This window comes from Kosakonia sp. WA-90, assembly GCF_039871955.1.
In the GTDB taxonomy this organism is placed as follows: Bacteria; Pseudomonadota; Gammaproteobacteria; order Enterobacterales; family Enterobacteriaceae; genus Kosakonia; species Kosakonia oryzendophytica.
Window position 1 is genome coordinate 544,245 of record NZ_JBDPLJ010000002.1, and the last position, 21,454, is coordinate 565,698.

23 protein-coding genes, 1 riboswitch and 1 other annotated feature are annotated in these 21,454 nt (G+C 57.1%); of the genes, 19 read left to right on the plus strand and 4 right to left on the minus strand.

Features of this window, described 5'->3' with window-relative positions:
* Position 1: 1 nt before the first annotated feature.
* On the minus strand, positions 2 to 901 hold the full coding sequence (gene hisG, locus ABGA49_RS05720) for an ATP phosphoribosyltransferase (protein WP_088238235.1): 900 nt from the start codon (positions 899 to 901) through the stop codon (positions 2 to 4).
* A 34-nt stretch (positions 902 to 935) separates the two neighbouring features.
* Positions 936 to 1,058, minus strand: a sequence feature (His leader region).
* Positions 1,034 to 1,084, minus strand: a complete 51-nt coding sequence (hisL, locus tag ABGA49_RS05725; protein ID WP_001364200.1) for a his operon leader peptide — start codon at positions 1,082 to 1,084, stop codon at positions 1,034 to 1,036. (Overlaps the previous feature by 25 nt.)
* A gap of 172 nt (positions 1,085 to 1,256) precedes the next feature.
* Here hisL and ABGA49_RS05730 point away from each other — a divergent pair, with 172 nt between their 5' ends.
* The gene (locus ABGA49_RS05730; RefSeq protein WP_347665259.1) at positions 1,257 to 2,090 is read left to right on the plus strand and encodes an SDR family oxidoreductase; all 834 of its coding nucleotides are present in this window, start codon (positions 1,257 to 1,259) and stop codon (positions 2,088 to 2,090) included.
* Between the two features lie 327 nt (positions 2,091 to 2,417).
* A complete protein-coding gene (locus tag ABGA49_RS05735) occupies positions 2,418 to 3,779 on the plus strand; it encodes an APC family permease (RefSeq protein ID WP_061494141.1) in 1,362 nt (453 codons plus the stop codon).
* A gap of 76 nt (positions 3,780 to 3,855) precedes the next feature.
* Here ABGA49_RS05735 and sbcB read toward each other — a convergent pair whose 3' ends face one another.
* Complete coding sequence (gene sbcB / locus ABGA49_RS05740) at positions 3,856 to 5,280, minus strand: exodeoxyribonuclease I (RefSeq protein WP_347665260.1); 1,425 nt, start codon at positions 5,278 to 5,280, stop codon at positions 3,856 to 3,858.
* Positions 5,281 to 5,490: 210 nt separating this feature from the next.
* Between sbcB and dacD the strand changes: the two genes are divergently transcribed.
* The 4 genes from dacD to ABGA49_RS05760 all read left to right on the plus strand — a co-directional run bounded on the left by dacD (position 5,491) and on the right by ABGA49_RS05760 (position 8,933).
* The gene (dacD, locus tag ABGA49_RS05745; RefSeq protein WP_061494145.1) at positions 5,491 to 6,651 is read left to right on the plus strand and encodes a serine-type D-Ala-D-Ala carboxypeptidase DacD; all 1,161 of its coding nucleotides are present in this window, start codon (positions 5,491 to 5,493) and stop codon (positions 6,649 to 6,651) included.
* 120 nt (positions 6,652 to 6,771) lie between these two features.
* Positions 6,772 to 7,245, plus strand: coding sequence for a DNA gyrase inhibitor SbmC (gene sbmC, locus ABGA49_RS05750; RefSeq protein ID WP_347665261.1), 474 nt, complete (start codon positions 6,772 to 6,774; stop codon positions 7,243 to 7,245).
* Between the two features lie 127 nt (positions 7,246 to 7,372).
* On the plus strand, positions 7,373 to 8,431 hold the full coding sequence (locus tag ABGA49_RS05755; protein ID WP_347665262.1) for an FUSC family protein: 1,059 nt from the start codon (positions 7,373 to 7,375) through the stop codon (positions 8,429 to 8,431).
* 166 nt (positions 8,432 to 8,597) lie between these two features.
* Positions 8,598 to 8,933: a DUF496 family protein gene (locus ABGA49_RS05760; protein WP_347665263.1), complete on the plus strand. Its 336-nt coding sequence runs from the start codon at positions 8,598 to 8,600 to the stop codon at positions 8,931 to 8,933.
* 5 nt (positions 8,934 to 8,938) lie between these two features.
* On the opposite strand, the gene ABGA49_RS05765 is transcribed toward ABGA49_RS05760, so the two are convergent.
* On the minus strand, positions 8,939 to 9,829 hold the full coding sequence (locus ABGA49_RS05765; protein ID WP_347665264.1) for an L-threonine kinase: 891 nt from the start codon (positions 9,827 to 9,829) through the stop codon (positions 8,939 to 8,941).
* 521 nt (positions 9,830 to 10,350) lie between these two features.
* Positions 10,351 to 10,531, plus strand: a riboswitch (cobalamin riboswitch).
* A gap of 100 nt (positions 10,532 to 10,631) precedes the next feature.
* Here ABGA49_RS05765 and ABGA49_RS05770 point away from each other — a divergent pair.
* From ABGA49_RS05770 to cbiM, 13 genes are read left to right on the plus strand one after another with little or no spacing between them, the layout of a single operon-like run.
* Positions 10,632 to 12,011 (plus strand): cobyrinate a,c-diamide synthase, encoded by a 1,380-nt coding sequence (locus ABGA49_RS05770; RefSeq protein ID WP_347665265.1) that lies wholly within the window; start codon positions 10,632 to 10,634, stop codon positions 12,009 to 12,011.
* A complete protein-coding gene (gene cbiB / locus ABGA49_RS05775; RefSeq protein WP_134317939.1) occupies positions 12,008 to 12,964 on the plus strand; it encodes an adenosylcobinamide-phosphate synthase CbiB in 957 nt (318 codons plus the stop codon). Before ABGA49_RS05770 ends, cbiB begins: the two co-directional genes overlap by 4 nt.
* A gap of 11 nt (positions 12,965 to 12,975) precedes the next feature.
* Entirely contained in the window at positions 12,976 to 13,608 is a 633-nt protein-coding gene (locus tag ABGA49_RS05780; protein WP_061499863.1) for a cobalt-precorrin-8 methylmutase, read from the plus strand.
* Entirely contained in the window at positions 13,605 to 14,744 is a 1,140-nt protein-coding gene (gene cbiD, locus ABGA49_RS05785; protein ID WP_061494159.1) for a cobalt-precorrin-5B (C(1))-methyltransferase CbiD, read from the plus strand. Before ABGA49_RS05780 ends, cbiD begins: the two co-directional genes overlap by 4 nt.
* Positions 14,738 to 15,343, plus strand: a complete 606-nt coding sequence (gene cbiE, locus ABGA49_RS05790) for a precorrin-6y C5,15-methyltransferase (decarboxylating) subunit CbiE (protein WP_347665266.1) — start codon at positions 14,738 to 14,740, stop codon at positions 15,341 to 15,343. The genes cbiD and cbiE overlap by 7 nt, the downstream gene beginning before the upstream one ends.
* On the plus strand, positions 15,333 to 15,902 hold the full coding sequence (locus tag ABGA49_RS05795) for a decarboxylating cobalt-precorrin-6B (C(15))-methyltransferase (protein WP_061494162.1): 570 nt from the start codon (positions 15,333 to 15,335) through the stop codon (positions 15,900 to 15,902). The genes cbiE and ABGA49_RS05795 overlap by 11 nt, the downstream gene beginning before the upstream one ends.
* Positions 15,895 to 16,668, plus strand: coding sequence for a cobalt-precorrin-4 methyltransferase (locus ABGA49_RS05800; RefSeq protein WP_347665267.1), 774 nt, complete (start codon positions 15,895 to 15,897; stop codon positions 16,666 to 16,668). Before ABGA49_RS05795 ends, ABGA49_RS05800 begins: the two co-directional genes overlap by 8 nt.
* Complete coding sequence (cbiG, locus tag ABGA49_RS05805; RefSeq protein ID WP_347665268.1) at positions 16,649 to 17,704, plus strand: cobalt-precorrin 5A hydrolase; 1,056 nt, start codon at positions 16,649 to 16,651, stop codon at positions 17,702 to 17,704. The genes ABGA49_RS05800 and cbiG overlap by 20 nt, the downstream gene beginning before the upstream one ends.
* Positions 17,704 to 18,429, plus strand: a complete 726-nt coding sequence (locus tag ABGA49_RS05810) for a precorrin-3B C(17)-methyltransferase (protein ID WP_347665269.1) — start codon at positions 17,704 to 17,706, stop codon at positions 18,427 to 18,429. Before cbiG ends, ABGA49_RS05810 begins: the two co-directional genes overlap by 1 nt.
* A complete protein-coding gene (locus ABGA49_RS05815; protein WP_061494169.1) occupies positions 18,426 to 19,211 on the plus strand; it encodes a cobalt-precorrin-6A reductase in 786 nt (261 codons plus the stop codon). Before ABGA49_RS05810 ends, ABGA49_RS05815 begins: the two co-directional genes overlap by 4 nt.
* A gap of 10 nt (positions 19,212 to 19,221) precedes the next feature.
* Positions 19,222 to 20,016 carry a sirohydrochlorin cobaltochelatase gene (locus tag ABGA49_RS05820; RefSeq protein ID WP_061494171.1) on the plus strand — a complete coding sequence of 265 codons (795 nt, stop codon included), beginning with the start codon at positions 19,222 to 19,224 and terminating at the stop codon, positions 20,014 to 20,016.
* Positions 20,013 to 20,723 (plus strand): cobalt-factor II C(20)-methyltransferase, encoded by a 711-nt coding sequence (locus ABGA49_RS05825; RefSeq protein WP_347665270.1) that lies wholly within the window; start codon positions 20,013 to 20,015, stop codon positions 20,721 to 20,723. The genes ABGA49_RS05820 and ABGA49_RS05825 overlap by 4 nt, the downstream gene beginning before the upstream one ends.
* A complete protein-coding gene (gene cbiM / locus ABGA49_RS05830; RefSeq protein WP_088238026.1) occupies positions 20,720 to 21,454 on the plus strand; it encodes a cobalt ECF transporter S component CbiM in 735 nt (244 codons plus the stop codon). Before ABGA49_RS05825 ends, cbiM begins: the two co-directional genes overlap by 4 nt.

Here is a 21,454-nt window from a genome sequence, read left to right on the forward strand (position 1 = left end):
GTTACTCCATCATCTTCTCAATCGGCAGCACCAGAATGGAGCTTGCGCCCAACGCTTTCAGTTTTTCCATGGTTTCCCAGAACAGGGTTTCGCTGCTCACCATGTGCATCGCCACACGCTGCTGATCGCCCGCCAGCGGCAGAATCGTCGGGCGTTCAGCGCCTGGCAGCAGGGCGATCACCTCTTCCAGACGTTCACTCGGTGCATGCATCATGATGTATTTAGATTCGCGCGCCTGAATCACGCCCTGGATGCGGGTCAGCAGTTTGTCGATCAGTTGTTGTTTGGCATCCATCATTTCGCCATCACGCTGGATCAGGCAGGCTTTGGAACGGTAAATCACTTCCACTTCGCGCAGGCCGTTGGCTTCAAGCGTGGCGCCAGTGGAAACCAGATCGCAAATCGCGTCGGCCAGACCTGCGCGCGGGGCCACTTCGACGGAGCCATTCAGCAGACAGGATTTAAAGGAGACGCCTTTCTGATCCAGATAGCGTTTCAGCAGGTGCGGGTAAGAGGTGGCGATGCGTTTGCCGTCCAGCGCCGCCGGGCCGCTCCAACTTTCATCAGCGGGGGTAGCCAGCGACAGGCGGCAGCCACCAAAATCAAGACGACGCAGCGTGAAGTAGCGAGGGTCTTCGCCTTGCGCACGGCGGTTCAGCAGTTCCTCTTCCAGTACGTTTTCGCCAATGATCCCCAGATCAACAACGCCGTCCATCACCAGACCCGGGATGTCGTCATCGCGTACGCGCAGAATATCAATCGGCATGTTTTCGGCCAGGGCGATCAATCGTTGTGTATGCAGATTGATCTTGATGCCGCAGCGGGCCAGCAATTCGCGTGAGTCTTCACTCAGGCGACCGGATTTCTGAATAGCTATGCGTAAACGCGAGTTATCTAACATTTTGTTGTCCTCTTTATCCTGCTGAATTTGGTTCAAAAAAAAGCCCCCGGAAGAAGATCTTCCGGGGGCTTTCTCTGCGTTCATGCACCACTGGAAGATCTGAATGTCTTCCAGCACACATCGCCTGAAAGACTAGTCAGGATGATGGTGATGGTGGTGGTGTTTAAATTGAACGCGTGTCATAAAATTCTCGATGAATGCTTATTCATATGTTGTCGTTTAACCTAAACCACTTTGGTCGGCAAAGGCAAGGCCTTTTTTTATCTTTAAATCATTTCATATACGCTCTATGAATTGTCAGTTATCCCTGGCTGGCGTAGCCTTGAAAGGTGGAAGCAAGAGAACAGGGGGGCACATGAAAAAGGTCGCGATTATTGGTCTGGGGTGGCTGGGTATGCCGTTAGCGTTGTCATTAACGGCGCGCGGTTGGCGAGTCACTGGCAGTAAAACTCGCCAGGATGGCGTGGAAGCGGCCCGCATGTGCGGGATCGAAAGCTATGTGCTGAATCTCACTCCCGATCTGGTCTGCGAACCAGATGACCTCGATGCGCTGATGAGTGTGGATGCGCTGGTCATCACGTTACCCGCGCGTCGTAGCGGGCCTGGCGAGGAGTTCTACCTGCAGGCAATGCAGGAGATTGTAGACAGTGCGCTGGCGTACCGCATTCCGCGGATTATTTTCACCAGTTCCACCTCTGTGTATGGCGATGTTTCCGGTGTGGTGAAAGAGAACTCGCCGCGCAATCCGGTCACTGCCAGCGGACGCACGCTGAAAGAGCTGGAAGACTGGCTGCATAATCTGCCTGGCACGTCGGTGGATATTCTTCGGCTGGCGGGGCTGGTTGGCCCGGCCCGGCATCCTGGCCGCTTTTTTGCCGGGAAAACCGCACCGGACGGTGATCACGGCGTTAACCTGGTGCATCTGGAAGATGTCATTGCGGCGATTACACTGCTGCTGCAATCGCCAAAAGGCGGCCATATTTATAATCTCTGCGCCCCGGAGCACCCGACACGCGCGATGTTCTATCCGGCAATGGCGCGTCAGCTTGGCGTGACGCCGCCGCAATTTACCGCTTCCCACAGTAAGGAGAAAGGTAAACTGGTGGATGGCAGTCGTATCTGTCATGAACTGGGGTTTGAGTACCTCTATCCGGATCCGTTGCAGATGCCGCTGGAATCAATTTTTTAACAAATAATGCTATTGTTGTGGCGAATCATTCAGCGATAGTCTACAAATCATACGGTTAGCGATGATAAATGAGTGAGTTACGTCTCACCGTATTGTCATCACGCTCCAATCTGGTGCAAAATATGTCGCTGCAAAAATGAAGAGATTAACCGACGCCAAACACGTCGGTTATTTTTTTGCAGGCAAAACGTCATTCAATAAAAGAGGCCGGGCTTCGTACCGGATAGATACACATTTAAAAACCGACAGTCGTTGTCGCTGAGGAAAGAACGAAAATGGGGCAATTATCTGCTTTTGCGCCGGCTCTCGCCGTACAGGGGGAAAGCCATGACGCATAACGTTACTCCAAAAACCTCTCGCGTGGAATTACGTAAGACCCTTACGCTGATTCCGGTTGTAATGATGGGCCTGGCCTATATGCAGCCGATGACGCTGTTCGATACGTTTGGTATCGTCTCTGGCCTGACCGATGGCCACGTGGCGACCGCGTATGCGTTTGCGCTTATCGCTATCCTCTTTACTGCGTTGAGCTACGGTAAGCTGGTGCGCCGCTTCCCGTCGGCGGGCTCCGCGTATACCTATGCGCAGAAATCTATCTCCCCGGCAGTGGGCTTTATGGTGGGCTGGTCATCGCTGCTGGACTATCTGTTCATGCCGATGATCAACATCCTGCTGGCCAAAATTTACTTCGAAGCGCTGGTACCTTCCGTTCCGTCGTGGCTGTTCGTGGTTGCGCTGGTGGCCTTTATGACCATCTCCAACCTGCGCAGCATCAAGACCGTCGCAAACTTCAACACCCTGATCGTGATTTTGCAGATGGGGATTGTTGCGGTGATCGTTGGCCTGATTATCTACGGCGTGTCGCACGGTGAAGGTTCAGGTACGCTGGTAAGCTCACGCCCATTCTGGTCTGAGGGTGCACATGTTGTGCCGATGATCACCGGCGCGACGATTCTGTGCTTCTCGTTCCTGGGCTTCGATGGCATCTCCTCTCTTTCTGAAGAGACGAAAGATGCAGAACGCGTCATCCCACGCGCCATCTTCCTGACCGCACTGCTCGGTGGGGTGGTCTTTATCGCAGCGTCTTACTTCCTGCAACTCTACTTCCCGGATATCTCCCGTTTTAAAAATCCGGACGCATCCCAGCCGGAAATCATGTTGTACGTTGCCGGTAAAACCTTCCAGTGGGGCGTGCTGATTTTCTCCAGCGTGACCGTACTGGCATCCGGTATGGCGGCGCATGCGGGCGTTTCCCGTCTGATGTATGTGATGGGCCGTGATGGTGTTTTCCCGACCCGTTTCTTCGGCTATGTGCATCCGAAATGGCGCACACCGGCGTGGAACGTGCTGCTGGTTGGCGCTATCGCGCTGCTGGCGATCCGTTTCGACCTGGTCACTGCAACGGCGCTGATTAACTTCGGTGCACTGGTAGCGTTCACCTTCGTTAACCTGTCGGTGATCTCCCAGTTCTGGATCCGCGAAAAACGCAACAAAACGCTGAAAGAGCACTTTAACTACCTGGTGCTGCCGGTCTGCGGCGCGCTGACCGTTGGGGCGCTGTGGGTGAACCTGGAGCAGAGCTCGATGATCCTTGGCCTTATCTGGGGTGGGATCGGGCTGGTTTATCTGGCTTGCGTAACCCGCAGCTTCCGTAATCCGGTGCCGCAGTACGAAGATATCGTGCAGTAACGTTTACGCTGCAGCACATAAAAAACCGGAGGTCATGCCTCCGGTTTTTTTATGCCTGTCAGTCAGGGAACGCGTCTCACACGATCTCTTCGGCATACTGCCACAGAGCTTTCAGCAGCGCCTGTTTTTCGCTGTCGCCATCGTGCTGCTGGAACAGTGCCTGTAGCTGGTCGGCGTACTGTTGAAGGTACTCAGGGGTAAAGACATTGCGTCGGTGCTGAAGCCAGCGCCGCTGCTCGTTTTCATCCAGCGTACCAGGGAAATTACGTGCACGGTAGTTAAACAGCAACTTCTCAATACGGCTGTCGGCAAAAGTGATATCCAGCGCGGGCAAATTGCGCGGCTCGGTTTCCAGCAGAATTTTCATTGCCGCGCGATCGGCGTCGCTGAAAAAGCCGTTGTAGATCTGCGCATCAACATTCTCTGAGGGCGTGAAAGGCTCGGCCTCGGCGAAAATCGCCACCACTTTTTCCCGCACCTGCGGGTTATCGCGCAGGTGTTGTAGATTATCGAGGCACTGCTGGCGGTTGATGCCCAGCCGTTCCGCATCCTGAGGGCGCAATGTATTGGCCTGTGCCAGGACCGGGCACTTGTTCAGATGCACCAGTTTCACCGGCACGGCGGCGTTATCGCCCAGGTCGGCTTTCGGGGTGTAGAGCCGCTCGCGCAACGCATCGGCATCCAGCGTCAGTAACGGCGACATATCGCCCGCCAGGTCGACCATGATCACCGCATTCCGGTTTTCCGGGTGCCAGGCCAGCGGCGCAACCCAACTGGTATTGCCGCGCCACGCGCCAAACATGCCAGAGACGTGCACCAGCGGCTTCATTTGCGGCACATCAATCAGCGCCGCCAGCTTCTGCTTGTTGCGGTGGCTGAACAGATAATCAAATAACTTCGGCTGTTTCGCTTTGACCAACTGCGCCATGGCAATGGTGGCATAGACATCGGCCATTGCATCATGCGCGTTGCTGTGTTCGATGCCGTTGGCTTTGGTCAGGTGTTCAAGGCGAAAGCTCGGCAGGCCATCCTCATTTTCCGGCCAGACAATGCCGTCCGGGCGCAGCGCGTAACAGGCGCGCATCACATCCAGCAAGTCCCAACGCGAGTTGTTGTTCTGCCAGCTCCATGCATAGGGATCGTAGAAGTTGCGATAGAAGATATTGCGCGTGACCTCATCGTCAAAGCGCACATTGTTGTAACCGAGCACGCAGGTTTTCGGCACGGTAAACAGGTCATGAATGCGTTTGGCAAAAGCGGCTTCATTGTCGCCTCTGGCGCGGGCTATCTGCGGAGTGATACCGGTTATTAGTACCGCTTCCGGCTGCGGCAGATAGTCGTCGGCGGGTTTACAGTAGAACACCTCCGGCTCGCCGATAATGTTGAAATCCGCATCGGTGCGGATGGCGGCGAACTGCGCCGGGCGATCCAGCGCCGGGCTGGTGCCGAACGTTTCGTAGTCGTGAAAGAGAAAAGTGGGTGTTGCGGTGGAATCAGACACCAGAAGCTCATCCTGTCAGTAAATATGCCGTCTATGGTAAACCATCCCGCGCAGTGTGCCGAAGAAAAACCCGCGTGGATTCCGTGCAGCTTCGCAAAAACAGGGGGTTATATCAGATGTGTGTCACATTTTATTGCAATTTAAACAGGTAACGACACACGAAGTTCCGTAAAAAGAACGGCGATTTTAGATGCTTATGAGGATATTTCATTGAAACGCCGTTTGTTTGCTGCTTCTTTGCTGGCGCTCTGTGTAAACAGCGCCCTGGCCGACGACTTACCTTTTGCCCCGCAGCCTCCGGCGATTCAGGCCGGTTCCTGGGTATTGATGGACTACACCACCGGGCAAATCTTAACGGCGGGCAATGAACATCAGCAGCGTAACCCGGCGAGTTTGACCAAATTGATGACCGGTTACGTGGTGGATCGCGCGATTGATAGCCACCGCATCAGCGCTGACGATGTTGTCACCGTAGGCCATGATGCTTGGGCAAAAGGCAACCCGGTGTTTGACGGATCCTCCTTGATGTTCCTGAAACCCGGTGACCGCCTGACGGTGCGCGACCTGAGCCGTGGTCTGATTGTGGATTCCGGCAACGATGCTTGTGTGGCGCTGGCGGATCATGTTGCGGGCGGTCAGTCGCAGTTCGTGACCATGATGAATGAGTACGTACAGAAGCTGAACCTGCGCGACACCCACTTTGAAACCGTACATGGATTGGATGCCCCAGGCCAGCACAGTTCGGCCTACGATCTGGCGGTGCTCTCTCGCGCCATCATTCACGGTGAGCCAGATTTTTATCATATGTACAGTGAAAAAAGTCTGACCTGGAATGGCATCACGCAGCAAAACCGCAATGGTCTGTTGTGGGATAAGACGCTGAATGTTGATGGTCTGAAGACCGGGCATACCTCCGGGGCGGGGTTTAATCTGATTGCTTCCAGCACTGATGGCGAGCGCCGTTTAATTGCGGTGATCATGGGTGCCGATAGCCCGAAAGGGCGTGAAGATCAGGCGCGCAAGCTGCTGCACTGGGGCCAGCAAAATTTCGACACTGTCGAAGTACTGCGTAATGGCAAGAAAGTGGGTAGCGAACGGGTCTGGTACGGCGATAAAGAGCAGGTGGATGTTGGCACCGATCAGGATTTCTGGATGGTGTTGCCAAAAGCGGAACTGGCAAACATCAAAGCCAAATACGTGCTGGACAAGAAAGAGCTGGATGCTCCGCTGGCAGCACACCAGCGGGTAGGGGAGATCCAGCTTTACGACCGGGACCAGGTGGTGGCCCACTGGCCGTTGGTGACGCTGGATAGTGTCGGCAAAGGCGGCTGGTTCTCCCGTTTAAGCGATTACCTGCACCATAAATCCTGACGTCGTGGTGGCCGGATCGCAAGGGTGCGAGTCGGCTCGCATAATTACGCTGGCCTGCATGGCGCTCCTTTCTGGATTAGCTATACTGTATGTCTAAACAGTAATGGTGAGGGAGTCAGCATGGGCTACAACGTTAAGCAGCTTGAAAAACGCCGTATCGCCGGTTTCCATCTGGTGGGACCGTGGGATGAGAAAGTTAAGCAGGGTTTTCAACAGTTGTTAATGTGGGTGGAAAATAATCAGATTCAGCCGCTGGAATGGGTGTGCGTCTATTACGATAACCCGGACGAGGTGCCGCCGGAAAAACTGCGCTGCGACGTGGCCATTACTGTCGACAGTGCGTTCAAGATTCCAGCCAATAGCGAAGGGGTGATCACCACTGACATCCCAGATGGGCAGTATGCGGTCGCACATGCCCGCGTCTACAACGAAGAGTTTGAACAGTGCTGGGATCGGTTTTTCGATGAGTTACTGAGCGACCAGTCGTTGCAGATTGCGGCCGGACCCTGTTTTGAAGTCTATCAAAACGACGGGCAAAGCGACGGTTACTGGGACATTGATATGCATATCCCGGTTGAGCCGAAAGTACTTTAAGCGGTTATGTGGTGAAAAAGAGGCGGTAGCGTGTGCTTACCTGCCTCTTTTTTGTTTTAAAGAGTGACTTCCGCCACAGAAATATCGCTACAATTGCGCCTTCGTCGTTTGAATGTGGAGAGCGGCTGTGCGTCGCGACAAATCACTTAGCCCGTTTGAAATTCGTCTCTATCGCCACTATCGCATCGTACACGGTGCGCGCGTGATGCTGGCGTTTATCCTGACGTTTCTGATAATCCGGCTGTTGAACGTACCGGAAGGGACCTGGCCACTCATTACGCTGGTGGTGCTGATGGGGCCGATCTCCTTTTGGGGCAACGTGGTGCCGCGTGCCTTTGAGCGCATCGGCGGTACTATCTTTGGCGCGGCGTTGGGGTTGATTGCCCTCAAGCTGGAACTGATTTCTTTGCCGCTGATGCTGCTGTGGTGCGCGGCGGCGATGTTTCTCTGCGGCTGGCTGGCGCTGGGTAAAAAACCGTATCAGGCCTTGTTGATAGGCATTACGCTGTCGGTGGTGGTCGGCGCGCCAGCCGGGGATATGCACACGGCACTCTGGCGCAGCGGTGATGTGATCATCGGTTCACTGCTGGCTATGTTGTTTACCGGTATCTGGCCGCAGCGCGCGTTTTTGCACTGGCGGATCCAGATGGCGGGTTTTGTCACCGCGTTTAACCGCGTCTACCAGGCGGGGTTTTCCCGCAACCTGGTGGAGCGTCCACGGCTGGAAAAACATCTGCAAAAGATTCTCAGCGACGTGGTGAAAATGCGGGGCCTGATAACCCCGGCCTGCAAAGAGACGCACATTCAGAAAGCGATTTTCGAAGCTATCCAGACCGTCAGCCGCAATATGGTGTGCATGCTGGAGCTGCAAATTAATGCGCACTGGAGCTCACGCGCCAGCCATTTTGTGATGATCAATGCCAACACTTTACGGGAAACACAACAGATGACGCAGCAGACGCTGCTGACCATCGCCCATGCGTTGTACGAAGGCAACCCGCAACCGGTGCTGGCGAATACGGAAAAACTGAATGAGATTGTCGCAGAGCTTCGGCAATTAAGTGGTGAGCATCAGGGGGACGCTGTCGCGGAAACGTCTATCCACGGTTATGTCTGGTTGAGCATGGAACTGGCGCGCCAGCTGGAATTACTGTCGCATTTGATCTGTCGGGCGTTGCGTAAATAAGCGGCAGATAACCACTTGCCACTGTCAGGTTGTTTCGATTCAGCTACATTTGAGGTTATGATAGGGAAAAGGAAAAATCATTGTCAGATGCAATGGCTTTGGGTTAGGTTTGCCTCCATGCCGTTGCTTTAACGAATCCGAATCTCACATAATCAGGGGTGTAAAAATGGAAACGAGTAAGCCTTCATTCCAGGATGTTCTGGAGTTTGTGCGTCTGTTCCGCCGCAAGAATAAACTGCAACGCGAAATTCAGGACGTTGAGAAGAAGATCCGTGATAACCAGAAGCGCGTACTGCTGCTGGACAACCTCAGCGACTATATCAAGCCGGGCATGAGCGTTGAAGCCATCCAGGGCATCATTGCCAGCATGAAGACCGACTATGAAGATCGCGTTGATGACTACATCATTAAAAACGCCGAGCTGTCGAAAGAGCGTCGTGACATCTCCAAAAAACTCAAAACCATGGGCGAACTGAAGCCGGTTGACGCCAAACCGGAATAATCTCTTCAGCGGTGAGAGGTTCGCCTCTCGCCGTCCTGCCGGATGCCCCCGGCAACCATTTTCAGCAAATGATTTTGCGGCCAGTGCGCCAGCAACTTCAGGGTATTTAACCCCTCCCGAACCTCATCCACATCGTGCCGTGCACTGTCGAGCAACAGCCCGACCACGCTGCCGCTATGAGCCACATTCAGACCGTATAACCCGTAGCGCTCCACGACCTCCAGTAGCGTGTTGAACGCGGGTTTCGGTAATAATGCCTGGCTGGCCATGGCGCTGAGCGTGGTGGCTTCGCCGAGCAGCGAAGGGTCGTTGCGCTGGCACGCCTGTTGTAATTTTTGCCACGCCAGATCCAGCGTTCTGGCGTTATCCTGCAAAATCTGCTGGCGCGGGAGACGGTGATAATCCGCGGTGGTCAGTGTTAACGGGCTTTCGAGCACCAGTACTTCCATTTGCGGCAGGCCATTGCAGGCAATGTGTGTTTGCGCGTCATGATGGTCGAACAATGTCAGTGCGGAAAAGAGGGTACTGTCGGTAGGCTCCAGCGCCACACACAGTTTTGCCAGCGTCGGCTCATCCAGTGGCTGGTCAAGGTGGCAGGCGGCGGCAACGGCAGTGGCGGCAATGTCGGCGGTACTGCTGGCCATGCCTTTGGCGACGGGAATGGTGGAGCGGCAGTCAATGCGCAGCGTGTGCGTCAGGCTTGCCGGTAACCGCCAGTGCTCAAGCAGCAGCCGAATCATGGCGCGGGTAAGCGGGCGCTCATCCGGCAGCGGTGCGCCGTAGGTCACCTCCACGCTGCTGTACCAATCCACCGGGCAAGACACCAGTTTTTCGCTGCCCAGGATCCAGCCCTGGATAAGTTCACCGCAGGATGCGGGACAGTGTGCCTGCGCCACAGCGCTGCTCCTTTAAATCGAAAGCCCGGATAGTGTCATTTTGGCCCGGCGAACGCCAGAGATTCCCGCTATGACACCACTTCTCCCATCACAATCAACGCCGGAGCGTGACAACCGACTGCTTCACTCGCATTTGGCAGGTATCTGGCCACTCCGTGAAAGCGGGAAGCATCATCGAGGTGCATCACCGTAATGCATGCGGCGGAGCATCGCCAGTATTGCGCGCAATTTAGACATTTCTCAAGCCGGCTATTTTTGCCAGGTTTTCCGCCAGACTTCCGTTTGCAGAATAATGCAAACTATGACGGGAATGAATTTTCCGATAACACTATTTTGCTATTCGAATATGGCGTAATACCCATTTGAATCAAGGCTGTATAAGGCTTTAATCAACGGGGTGCGCAATACATTGTTATAGCGCAACAAATTATTGTCTCCGCCCCGATACACTGAATCAGTTTTTATTTCCCTGCTTCGATATAGTGCATTCAGGGACAACATTGCGGTGACAATTTTACACCGTGATGAATAATCCATCCGGTTACGCCGCACGTTGTTGCGGCAGGGAAGGGGGTGAAAATCCCCCGCAGCCCCCGCTGCTGTGATGCTGACAACCCCGTAATCACCACTGATCGCAGGATCGGGAAGGACGGGCGAGGATGACGCTAAGCCAGAAGACCGACCGGATGGGCAGTTATCAACAACTTCGGTGGGAAGTGGGTTGCTCAGAAGCGTACAGTCGACAGACTGGGCAGACGCGCGTCCTGACCCCACCTTTCCCACCCGCAACGGGGCTTCAGGAATGTCAGACAGGCGCAGCGCCTTTATCCTTGCCGGCACGGGCAGTGGCTGTGGGAAAACCACTGTCACGCTCGGGTTGCTCACCGTTTTGCAGCGCCTCGGCCTGCGCGTGCAGCCTTTTAAAGTCGGCCCGGACTATATCGACACCGCCTGGCACAGCGCCGTAACCGGCATTCCGTCCCGCAACCTCGACAGCTTTATGCTGCCGGAACCCACGCTTAATGCTCTGTTTACACAGCATTTGCTCGCCGCTGATATTGCCGTTATCGAAGGCGTAATGGGGCTCTACGATGGCTATGGCACTGACCCTCACTATTGCAGCAGCGCCGGACTGGCGAAACAGCTTGGCGTGCCGGTGATCCTGCTGGTAGACGGCAAATCGGTCTCCACATCAATTGCCGCCACGGTGATGGGCTTTTGCCATTTCGACCCGCAATTACCGATTGCCGGCGTGATTGTTAACCGCGTCAATAGCGACAGCCATTATCAGCTGCTTAAACAGGCCATCGAACATTTCTGCGCGGTGCCGGTGCTGGGGTATGTGCCGACCGTGCCGGGCGTGGCACTGCCCGAACGCCATCTTGGGCTGGTCACTGCCCGTGAATCCATCGTGGATGCGCAGCCGTGGCGCGACTTTGCCGACCGCCTGGCGCAGACCGTGGATATCCATCGGTTGCTCGCCCTGAGTGCCATTACCCGTCTGCCGGACGGCAATATACCTTCTCTGGAGCAGGAACAGGCCGGGACCGGGTTGACGCTGGCGCTGGCGGACGACGACGCCTTCAACTTTTACTACCCGGATAACCTGCTGCTGCTGGAACGCGCTGGCGTTCGTATTGTGCGTTTCAGCCCACTGCATGACTGCACATTGCCAGCGTGCCAGATGGTGTGGCTGGGCGGGGGATACCCGGAGTTGCATGCGCGTGCATTGTCAGCCAATCAGCCGATGCGTGACGCCATTCGGGCCGCCCACCAGCGCGGCGTGGCAATCTACGCCGAATGTGGTGGCCTGATGTACCTCGGTACCACATTGTGTGATGCGGACGGCCACCACTGGCCGATGGCTGATGTCATCCCCGGTCATAGCGTAATGGGCACACGGCTGACGCGCTTTGGTTACTGTGAGGCCCGCGCCACGCAACAGACGCTACTCGCGGCATCGGGCGAGATCTTGAGGGGGCACGAATTCCATTACTCCGACTTTACTCCGCAGCATGCTGCCGTGCTGGATTGCTACAAAACCCGCGATGGTGAGGTAGTGAAACACTGGCAGGGGGGCTGGCAGGTGGGAAATACCTTCGCCAGCTATCTGCATCTGCATTTCGGGCAACGTCCGCAGATGCTCAACCACTGGTTTCAGGCAGCAAGGAGGGCCTTATGACGTTACTGGCATGGTGTGCGGCGTTTCTCCTCGATCGTCTGCTTGGCGATCCGCCGCACTGGCCGCACCCGGTACGCTGGATTGGTGCGCTGATTACGCACATCCAGCGCGTGGTGCGGCGACGGTGTCACAGTGATACCGCATTGCGCGTTGGCGGTGGTGTGATGTGGTTGCTGGTCGTGGGCATCACCTGGGCGGTGAGCTGGGGCGTGCTGGCGTTGGCGACGACTATCCATCCTTGGTTTGGCTGGTGTGTGCAGGTGTGGATCATCTACACCACGCTGGCGACGCGCTGCCTGGCAGATATGGCGCGGGAGGTGGAAAACGCGCTGCGCCGTGGCTCGCTCAGCGACAGCCGCGAAAAATTGTCATGGATTGTCGGGCGCGACACGGCGCACCTGCAACCGCCGCAGATCACCCGCGCCGTGGTGGAGACCGTGGCGGAAAACACCGTAGATGGCGTGATTGCGCCGCTGTTCTTCTTACTGATCGGCGGCGCGCCGCTGGCCATGGCCTATAAAGCGGTGAATACGCTGGACTCGATGGTTGGCTACAAACATGAAAAATACCGTGCCATAGGCATGGTCAGCGCCCGGCTGGACGATGTGGCGAACTTCATTCCGGCACGGCTGAGCTGGTTACTGTTGAGCGCAGCGACCCTGTTATGCGGCCACCACGCCCGCAACGCATTTCGTATCGGTTTTCGCGATCGACGTCATCACAGCAGCCCTAACTGCGCGTGGCCGGAAGGTACTGTTGCCGGGGCGCTGGGTGTCCGTCTTGGCGGGCCGAATGACTACTTCGGCGAACGCGTCGAAAAACCCTGGATTGGTGATGAACACCGCGCCATTGAAGTGGATGACATTCCACGAACCATTGGCCTGATGTGGGTGGCCTCCACGCTGGCGCTGGCGTTGTTTGCGCTGACGCATTACCTACTGGCGGGAGCCTGAGGATGGAAAAAATGGATTACCTGCAGCAACCGCAGGCTATTGAAGCCAAAAGCTTTGTCATTATCGGCGAGATCATTCATGACACCCGTCCTGATTACCGTTTTGCCAGCCCGCTGCATGAAGCGGTGATCAAACGGGTCATTCACACCACCGCCGATTTCGAATGGCTGGATATTCTGCACTTCTCCCCGGATGCGCTGGACAGGTTGTGTACGGCGATTCAATGCGGTTGCTCCCTCTATACCGATACCACCATGGCACTCTCCGGCATCAATAAAACGCTGCTGGCGCAGTTTGGCAGCGAAGTGCGTTGTTATATCTCCGACCCCCGAGTGGTGCGCAGAGCCAAAGCGGACGGCATCACCCGTTCTATGGCGGCGGTGGATCTGGCCCTGGGTGACGCGGGGGAAAAAATCTTTGTCTTTGGCAATGCGCCCACCGCGCTGTTTCGTCTGCTCGAACATAAGGCACAGGTGAGTGGCGTCGTGGGCGTGCCGGTCGGTTTTGTGGGGGCGGAAGAGTCAAAAGAGGCGCTGGTGGAAAGCGGTTTACCGGCGATTGCCGCCCGTGGTCGCAAAGGGGGCAGCAACGTCGCCGCTGCCATTATCAATGCATTGCTCTACAGCCTGCGGGAGGCACAATGAGTGAGCCAGCCTTTGACGACCCGGTGTGGCATAACGGCAAAGCGCTACGCAAAGGTTACACCACCGGCTCCTGCGCGACGGCGGCGGCAAAAGTCGCCGCACTGATGGTGCTGCGCCAACACATCATTCACCAGGTGTCGATTGTCACGCCCTCCGGCGTCACGCTGCGTCTCAACGTGGAATCGCCGCATATTGAGGGGCAACAGGCGATGGCCGCTATCCGCAAAGACGGGGGCGATGATGTGGACGCGACGCACGGCATGCTGATTTTTGCCCGCGTGACGGTAAACGACAGCGGCAACATTACGCTGCGCGGTGGCGAAGGCGTGGGTAGGGTAACCCGTAAAGGCATTGGCCTTGCGGTGGGCGAAGCGGCGATCAATCGCACGCCGCGGCAGACCATTGAGGCCGCCGTGCGTGAAGTGATTGGCCCGACGCGCGGCGCGGAGGTGGAAATTTTCGCCCCGGAAGGGGAAGCGCGGGCGAAGAAAACCTACAACGGGCGGCTTGGCATCCTTGGCGGTATTTCAATTATTGGCACCACCGGCATCGTGACGCCGATGTCCGAAGAGAGCTGGAAACGTTCGCTGTCGCTGGAACTGGAGCAAAAACGTGCGGGCGGGATGGAGCGGGTGATCCTCGTTCCTGGCAACCACGGCGAGCGTTTCGTTCGCGAACAACTGGGCGTCTCCGGCGAGCATGTTGTGACGATGAGTAATTTCGTGGGCTACATGATCGAAGAAGCGGTGCGCATGGGCTACCGGCAGATTGTGCTGGTGGGTCACCCTGGCAAGCTGGTGAAAATCGCCGCCGGTATCTTTCATACCCACAGCCACATTGCTGATGCGCGTATGGAAACTCTGGTCGCGCACCTGGCGTTGCTTGGTGCGCCGCACGCGTTGCTGCTGGCGGTCAGCGACTGCGATACCACCGAAGCAGCGATGGAGCACATCGACGCCGCCGGGTTTAACCATCTCTACGACCATCTTGCGCGGCGGATTTGCCAGCGTATTGAGCAGATGCTGCGCTTTACGCAAACCCCACCGCAGTGCGACGCCATTTTATTCTCTTTTGAAAACAAAATACTGGGCGCTAACCGCTCGCCAGAGGCGATTGCCCGGGAGCTGCAATGCTGACGGTAGCCGGTATGGGGCCGGGCCATCTTGCCCTGATGACGCCGCAGGCGTTAGAGGCCGTGGCGCAGGCGGATGTGCTGGTCGGCGGCAAGCGCCATCTGGCGCAATTTCCGGCATTTGGCGGAGAAGTGCGCGCGCTGGATAGCGATATCCTCGCGCTGCTTGCCTGGCTGGAGCAACAGACAGCGCGACGGGTGGTGGTGCTGGCCTCCGGCGATCCGCTGTTTTACGGCATCGGTACCCGGCTGGTCGCGCACTTTGGCATTGCGCAGTTACAGATTATCCCCGGCATCAGCGCCGCGCAGTACCTTTGCTCGCGCACCGGGATCGATATGAACGACATCTGGCTGACCAGCAGCCACGGGCGTGAGGTGGATTTTGATCGGCTTGCCCGCGAACCCAAAGTGGCGATGGTCACCGACGCGCGCTGTGGTCCGAAAGTCATTGCCGATGCGCTTATCGCCCGTGGTGCCGCCGATCGTTGGCTGGTGATTGGCGAAAATCTTGGCATGGACAACGAACGTATCCAGTGGTTACGGCCAGCGGATGTTCACGCGCAATACGAGATGAATGTGGTGGTGATCCTCAATGAAAGATGAGCTGTTTATTCGCGGTGAAAAGGTGCCGATGACCAAAGAGGCGGTGCGTGCGCTGGCGCTGTCAAAGCTGGATCTACAACAGGCGCGCCACCTGATCGATATAGGCGCGGGAACCGGCAGCGTCAGTATTGAAGCGGCGCTCACTCATCCACAGTTGCGGGTGACCGCCATTGAGCGCAGCCCGGCAGCGCTTGGGCTGTTGGAAGAGAACTGCCTGCATTTTGGCTGCCGCAACATTGCCATTGTTTCCGGAGTCGCACCGTTGTTTGTTGAACAACCGGCAGACGCCGTGTTTATGGGCGGCAGCGGCGGCAACCTGACGCAACTGATTGACTGGTCGCTGGCGCAACTGAATCCCGGAGGCCGACTGGTGATGACCTTTATCCTGCAGGAAAACCTCAACACTGCACTGTCGCACCTTGCCGCCCGCCATGTAACCGCGCTGGAGTGCCAGCAGATCCAAGTCTCCCGGCTCACCGGGCTTGGCAGTGGTCACTACTTCAAACCGAATAATCCCGTTTATTTGATTTCCTGCGAAAAGGAGAAACACCATGGCTGAGACCGTGGAGGCGCATACCGTCTGGTTTGTTGGCGCGGGGCCGGGCGATAAGGAACTGATTACGCTCAAAGGCTACCGGTTGTTGCAACAGGCGCAGGTGGTGATTTACGCCGGGTCGTTGATCAACACCGAACTGCTGGATTATTGCCCGGCGGATGCCGAGTGCTATGACAGCGCTGAACTGCACCTTGAGCAGATTATCGATCTGATGGAAGCCGGGGTTAAAGCCGGAAAAGTGGTGGTGCGGCTGCAAACCGGCGATGTTTCGCTGTATGGCTCAGTGCGCGAGCAGGGCGAAGTGTTAACCCGCCGTGGTATCCGCTGGCAGGTGGTCCCGGGCGTCAGTGCGTTTTTGGGCGCGGCGGCGGAATTGGGGGTGGAGTACACCGTGCCGGAGGTGTCGCAGAGCCTGATCATCACCCGCCTGGAAGGGCGTACGCCGGTGCCGCCACGCGAACAGCTGGAGTCGTTCGCCACTCATCAGACCTCCATGGCGATTTACCTCTCCGTACAACGCATTCACCGCGTGGCGGAGCGATTGATCGAAGGCGGCTATCCACACACTACGCCTGTCGCCGTTGTTTACAAAGCGACATGGCCGGAGAGCCAGACCGTACGCGGCACGCTGGCCGATATCGGCGACAAGGTACGCGAGGCCGGGATCCGCAAAACCGCGCTGATCCTCGTGGGCGCGTTTCTGGGGGAGGAGTATCACTACTCCCGGCTCTATGCGGCGGACTTTAGCCATGAATACCGTAAAGCCTGAATCTATTGCGCTGTTTTGCCTGACGCCCGCCGGTATGGCGCTGGCTGAGCGCCTGAAACCGGCGCTGCCGATGACCTGCTTTACCAGTGAGAAGCTGCACAGGGAGGGGTTTGCGCCCTTTGAAGGCGGTTTTGCACAGACCTTGCGTGAGGCGTTCAGCCACTCTTCGGCGGTGATTTTTATTGGCGCGACGGGCATCGCCGTACGCGTTATCGCCCCGCTGGTCAATGACAAGTTTTTTGATCCGGCGGTGATCGTGATTGATGAGCGCGGGCAGCATGTGATCAGCCTGCTTTCCGGGCACTACGGCGGGGCCAATGCGCTGGCGCGCTATCTGGCCGGGGTGCTGGACGCCGATCCGGTGATCACCACCGCCACAGATGTTAACGAACTGGCGGCGCTGGATATGCTGGCAAGCCAGCTTGACGCGCGGATGGATGGCTTCCGCCCGGCGGTAAAGACCATCAACCACATGCTGGTGAGCGGTAAACGCATCGGCCTGTGGTGCGACGCACCAATGCGCGAAGACGTTGCAGGCTGTGATACGCGTGGCTTTATTACGGTGGCGGATCTGGACGCGTTACCGGAGCTGGATGCATTGGTCTGTGTGACGACGCAGGCTGAGTTACCTGCGCTTTCACTACCGGTCTACAAGCTGGTGCCCAGGCGCGTGGTGGCGGGCATTGGCTGTCGGCGGGATACGCCGTTTGCGCTGTTGTCGTTGTTGTTGCAGCGGCAACTGCATGCACACGCTTTCGATCCGCTGGCGCTACGCGCGGTGGGAAGCATCACGCTTAAACAAGATGAGCAAGGGCTGGTGCAGCTTGCGCAAAGCCTGCATGTGCCGTTTGAAGTGTTCAGCGCTGACATGCTGCGTCAGCACGAACACCATTTTCCCGCCTCCGAATTTGTGCGGCAAACCGCCGGTGTCGGGAGCGTTTCCGGCCCGGCAGCCTGGCTGATGAGTCGGGGGCAACTGGTGGGCGAGACCCTGCGCGAGCAGGGCGTGACTATTACTTTGGGAGTTTCACACTGATGTTAACGGTAATCGGGATTGGCCCTGGCTCACAGGCAATGATGACCATGGAAGCGGTCGAAGCGTTGCAAGCGGCGGACATCGTTGTTGGTTATAAAACCTACACCCATCTGGTGAAAGCCTTTACCGGTGATAAACAGGTGATCAAAACCGGCATGTGCAAAGAGATCGAACGCTGCCAGGCGGCGATTGAACTGGCGCAGGCCGGGCATAACGTGGCGCTGATCAGCAGCGGCGACGCCGGGATATACGGTATGGCCGGGCTGGTGCTGGAGCTGGTCGGCAAACAACAACGGGATGTGGACGTCCGTCTGGTACCGGGTATGACCGCCAGTATCGCTGCCGCCGCATTGCTTGGCGCACCGTTGATGCATGACTTCTGCCATATCAGTCTCAGCGATTTGATGACGCCATGGTCAGTGATTGAAAAGCGTATCGTTGCTGCCGGTGAAGCGGACTTTGTGATCTGTTTCTACAACCCGCGCAGCCGGGGTCGTGAAGGCCACCTGGCACGCGCGTTTGACCTGTTGGCGGCCAGTAAACACGCAGATACCCCGGTTGGTGTGGTGAAATCCGCCGGGCGGAAAAAAGAGGAGAAGTGGCTGACTACGCTGGGCACGATGGACTTTGAACCTATTGATATGACCAGCCTGGTGATCGTCGGCAACCGCGCCACCTATGTGCAAAACGGGCTGATGATCACCCCGCGAGGCTACAGCCTGTGAAGGCGGGCGACGTACTGGTGATTGGCGGAACCAGCGATGCGCGGCAGATTTGCCAGCAACTGGACGCGGCGGGTGTGGAGTACACGCTGTCGGTGGCGACGCCAGCCGGGCAACAACTGGCGGGGAATATTCGCGGTCAGGTGCGTTGCGGCCGCATGGAACCGAGCGAGATGGTGGCCTGGTTGCAACAAAATCGCACCCGCTGGGTGATTGATGCCTCTCACCCTTACGCTGATGTGGTAAGCCGCAATATTGCCCATGCCTGTGAACAGGCGCAGGTGTTGTTAAGCCGCTACCAGCGTCCGGAGCAGGTGCCGGATTTAACGCATCCGTTGTTGTTTTATGTTGCCTCGCTGGAAGACGCCTGTGAGAAAGCCCGTGAGCTGGGCGAGCGCATTTTGCTCACCACCGGCAGTAAAGATCTGGCGCGCTGGCGCGAGGGATTACCAGGCAAAACGCTGTTGGCGCGGGTGTTGCCGGTGCCGGACGTGGTGGCGCATTGTGCGGCGCAGGGCTTTGGCGTGGGCGATATTTTTGCGCTCTGCGGTCCGTTCAGCGCGGAGTTTAACGCCGCCTTTTACCGCCAGTACCGGGTCGAAGTAATGATCACCAAAGCCTCCGGTGCAGAAGGGGGGTACCTGGAAAAAATAGAGCCTGCACTTGCAGCCGGCATTCCGTGCATTGTTATTACCCGTCCGCAGACAGTCGTGGTGGGCGAAGAGAGACTGGACAGTCAGGACGCATTTTCACGGCGGTTGCGACGCTGGCTGGCGACACAGTGAGGAGAACAGAATGAAAAAAGCACTTTTAGTGGTGAGCTTTGGCACCAGTTATCACGACACGTGTGAGAAAAATATTGTTGCCTGTGAGCGTGAGCTGGCGGCCAGTTGCCCGGAGCGCACGCTGTTTCGTGCGTTCACCTCCGGCATGATCATCCGCAAACTGAAACAGCGCGACAACCTGCATATCGATACCCCATTGCAGGCGCTGCAAAAACTCGCTGACGCGGGCTACCAGGATGTGGCGATCCAGTCATTGCACATCATTAACGGTGATGAGTACGAAAAAATTGTCCGCGAAGTGCAGAGCCTGCGCCCGCTGTTTCAACGGCTGGTGATTGGCGCGCCGCTGCTCAGCAGTCATGACGATTATCTGCATCTGATGCAGGCACTATCCCGCCAGATGCCACAGGTTGGCCCGAATGAGCGAGTGGTGTTTATGGGCCATGGTGCCAGTCATCACGCGTTTTCCGCGTACGCCTGTCTCGACCATATGATGGCCGCTCATCGTTTTCCTGCGCGGGTTGGCGCGGTGGAGAGTTACCCGGAGATCGATCTGCTGATTGATGGGTTGCGCCATGAAGGGGTCAACGCCGTCCACCTGATGCCGCTGATGCTGGTGGCAGGCGATCACGCGATCAACGATATGGCGTCTGACGATGACGACTCCTGGAAAACACAGTTTGAACGGGTTGGTATTGCCGCCACACCGTGGTTGCAAGGCTTGGGGGAAAACGCCGATGTGCGGGCGATGTTTGTCCGCCATCTGCAACAGGCACTGGCGCAGACGCTGGAGGCCGCAGCATGAGCGGCAAACTTTACGCCCTGAGCACCGGTCCTGGCGCGGCGGATCTGATCACCGTGCGCGGCGCGCGTATCCTCGGTAACCTGGATGTGCTCTATGCCCCTGCCGGGCGCAAAGGGGGAGACAGCCTGGCACTCTCCATTGTGCGGGAATACCTGGGCGAACAGACTGACGTGCGCTGTTGCCATTTCCCAATGAGCGCCGACAGCGCGGAAAAAGAAGCCGTGTGGGATGAGGTTGCCGCCGCGCTGGACACGGAAGTGCAGGCCGGTAAGCAGGTCGGTTTTATCACCCTTGGCGATGCGATGTTATTCAGCACCTGGGTGTTTTTGTTGCAACGCCTGCAACACCCGGAACACGTGGAGATCGTCCCAGGCGTGACATCGTTTGCCGCCATTGCCGCGCGCACACAGACGCCGCTGGCCATGGAGCAGCAGTCGCTGGCGGTTCTCTCCTGCACCGCGTCGGAGAGTGATATCCGGCGGGCGTTACAGCAGCACGACAGCCTGGTGCTGATGAAAGTGTATGGCCGTTTTGCCCGCATCAAAACGTTGCTGCATGAGGCGGGCTTGCTCAACTGCGCCCTGATGATGTCGGAAGCCACGCTACCGGGAGAGCAATCTTGGCGGCATCTGGGTGAGGTTAGCGACGATCAGCCGCTACCCTATTTTTCGACTATCCTGGTCAATAAACAGTGGGTGAGGGTATGAAAGTGCACCAACTGAAACCGTTGTCCTTCAGTGGCCTCGCCGCCGCCATGTTGCTGATGGTGGTGCCGCAGGAGGCGTTTGCCATGCACATCATGGAAGGTTTCCTGCCGCCAATGTGGGCGCTGGCCTGGTGGCTGTTATTCCTGCCCTGCCTGTGGTACGGACTGGTGCGCTTGCGCCGCATTGTCGCGGATGACACCAACCAGAAAGTGCTGCTGGCGCTGTGTGGCGCGTTTATTTTTGTCTTGTCGGCGCTGAAAATTCCCTCGGTGACCGGCAGTTGTTCCCATCCAACTGGCGTGGGGCTGGCGGTGATTCTGTTTGGTCCGGGCGTGGTGGCGGTCCTTGGTGCGATTGTGCTGCTGTTTCAGGCACTCTTGCTGGCGCACGGCGGATTAACCACGCTTGGCGCTAACGGCATGTCGATGGCTGTGATTGGTCCGGTGGCGGGCTACCTGGTGTGGAAACTGGCTTGCCGTGCGGGATTCCGCCGTGATGTGGCGGTGTTTCTCTGTGCCATGCTCGCCGATCTGGTGACCTATTTCGTGACATCGGTGCAACTGGGTGTCGCCTTTCCGGATCCGTTGCACGGGATGACCGGATCGGTGGTGAAATTTATGGGCATCTTCTGCCTGACGCAAATCCCCATTGCCATTGCTGAAGGGCTGCTGACCGTGATGATCGACGATCAGCTTACCCGGCGACAGCTTATTACCTCACAGGAGGAGTAA

Coding starts and splice junctions, on each gene's coding strand:
- cbiM (WP_088238026.1), top strand. CDS start 20,720: ATGAAAGTGCACCAACTGAAACCGTTGTCCTTCAGTGGCCTCGCCGCC.
- cbiE (WP_347665266.1), top strand. CDS start 14,738: ATGCTGACGGTAGCCGGTATGGGGCCGGGCCATCTTGCCCTGATGACG.
- ABGA49_RS05735 (WP_061494141.1), top strand. CDS start 2,418: ATGACGCATAACGTTACTCCAAAAACCTCTCGCGTGGAATTACGTAAG.
- ABGA49_RS05820 (WP_061494171.1), top strand. CDS start 19,222: ATGAAAAAAGCACTTTTAGTGGTGAGCTTTGGCACCAGTTATCACGAC.
- hisG (WP_088238235.1), bottom strand. CDS start 901: ATGTTAGATAACTCGCGTTTACGCATAGCTATTCAGAAATCCGGTCGC.
- ABGA49_RS05760 (WP_347665263.1), top strand. CDS start 8,598: ATGGAAACGAGTAAGCCTTCATTCCAGGATGTTCTGGAGTTTGTGCGT.
- ABGA49_RS05825 (WP_347665270.1), top strand. CDS start 20,013: ATGAGCGGCAAACTTTACGCCCTGAGCACCGGTCCTGGCGCGGCGGAT.
- ABGA49_RS05810 (WP_347665269.1), top strand. CDS start 17,704: ATGTTAACGGTAATCGGGATTGGCCCTGGCTCACAGGCAATGATGACC.
- cbiD (WP_061494159.1), top strand. CDS start 13,605: ATGAGTGAGCCAGCCTTTGACGACCCGGTGTGGCATAACGGCAAAGCG.
- ABGA49_RS05780 (WP_061499863.1), top strand. CDS start 12,976: ATGGATTACCTGCAGCAACCGCAGGCTATTGAAGCCAAAAGCTTTGTC.
- cbiB (WP_134317939.1), top strand. CDS start 12,008: ATGACGTTACTGGCATGGTGTGCGGCGTTTCTCCTCGATCGTCTGCTT.
- ABGA49_RS05800 (WP_347665267.1), top strand. CDS start 15,895: ATGGCTGAGACCGTGGAGGCGCATACCGTCTGGTTTGTTGGCGCGGGG.
- ABGA49_RS05730 (WP_347665259.1), top strand. CDS start 1,257: ATGAAAAAGGTCGCGATTATTGGTCTGGGGTGGCTGGGTATGCCGTTA.
- ABGA49_RS05795 (WP_061494162.1), top strand. CDS start 15,333: ATGAAAGATGAGCTGTTTATTCGCGGTGAAAAGGTGCCGATGACCAAA.
- ABGA49_RS05770 (WP_347665265.1), top strand. CDS start 10,632: ATGTCAGACAGGCGCAGCGCCTTTATCCTTGCCGGCACGGGCAGTGGC.
- sbmC (WP_347665261.1), top strand. CDS start 6,772: ATGGGCTACAACGTTAAGCAGCTTGAAAAACGCCGTATCGCCGGTTTC.
- cbiG (WP_347665268.1), top strand. CDS start 16,649: ATGAATACCGTAAAGCCTGAATCTATTGCGCTGTTTTGCCTGACGCCC.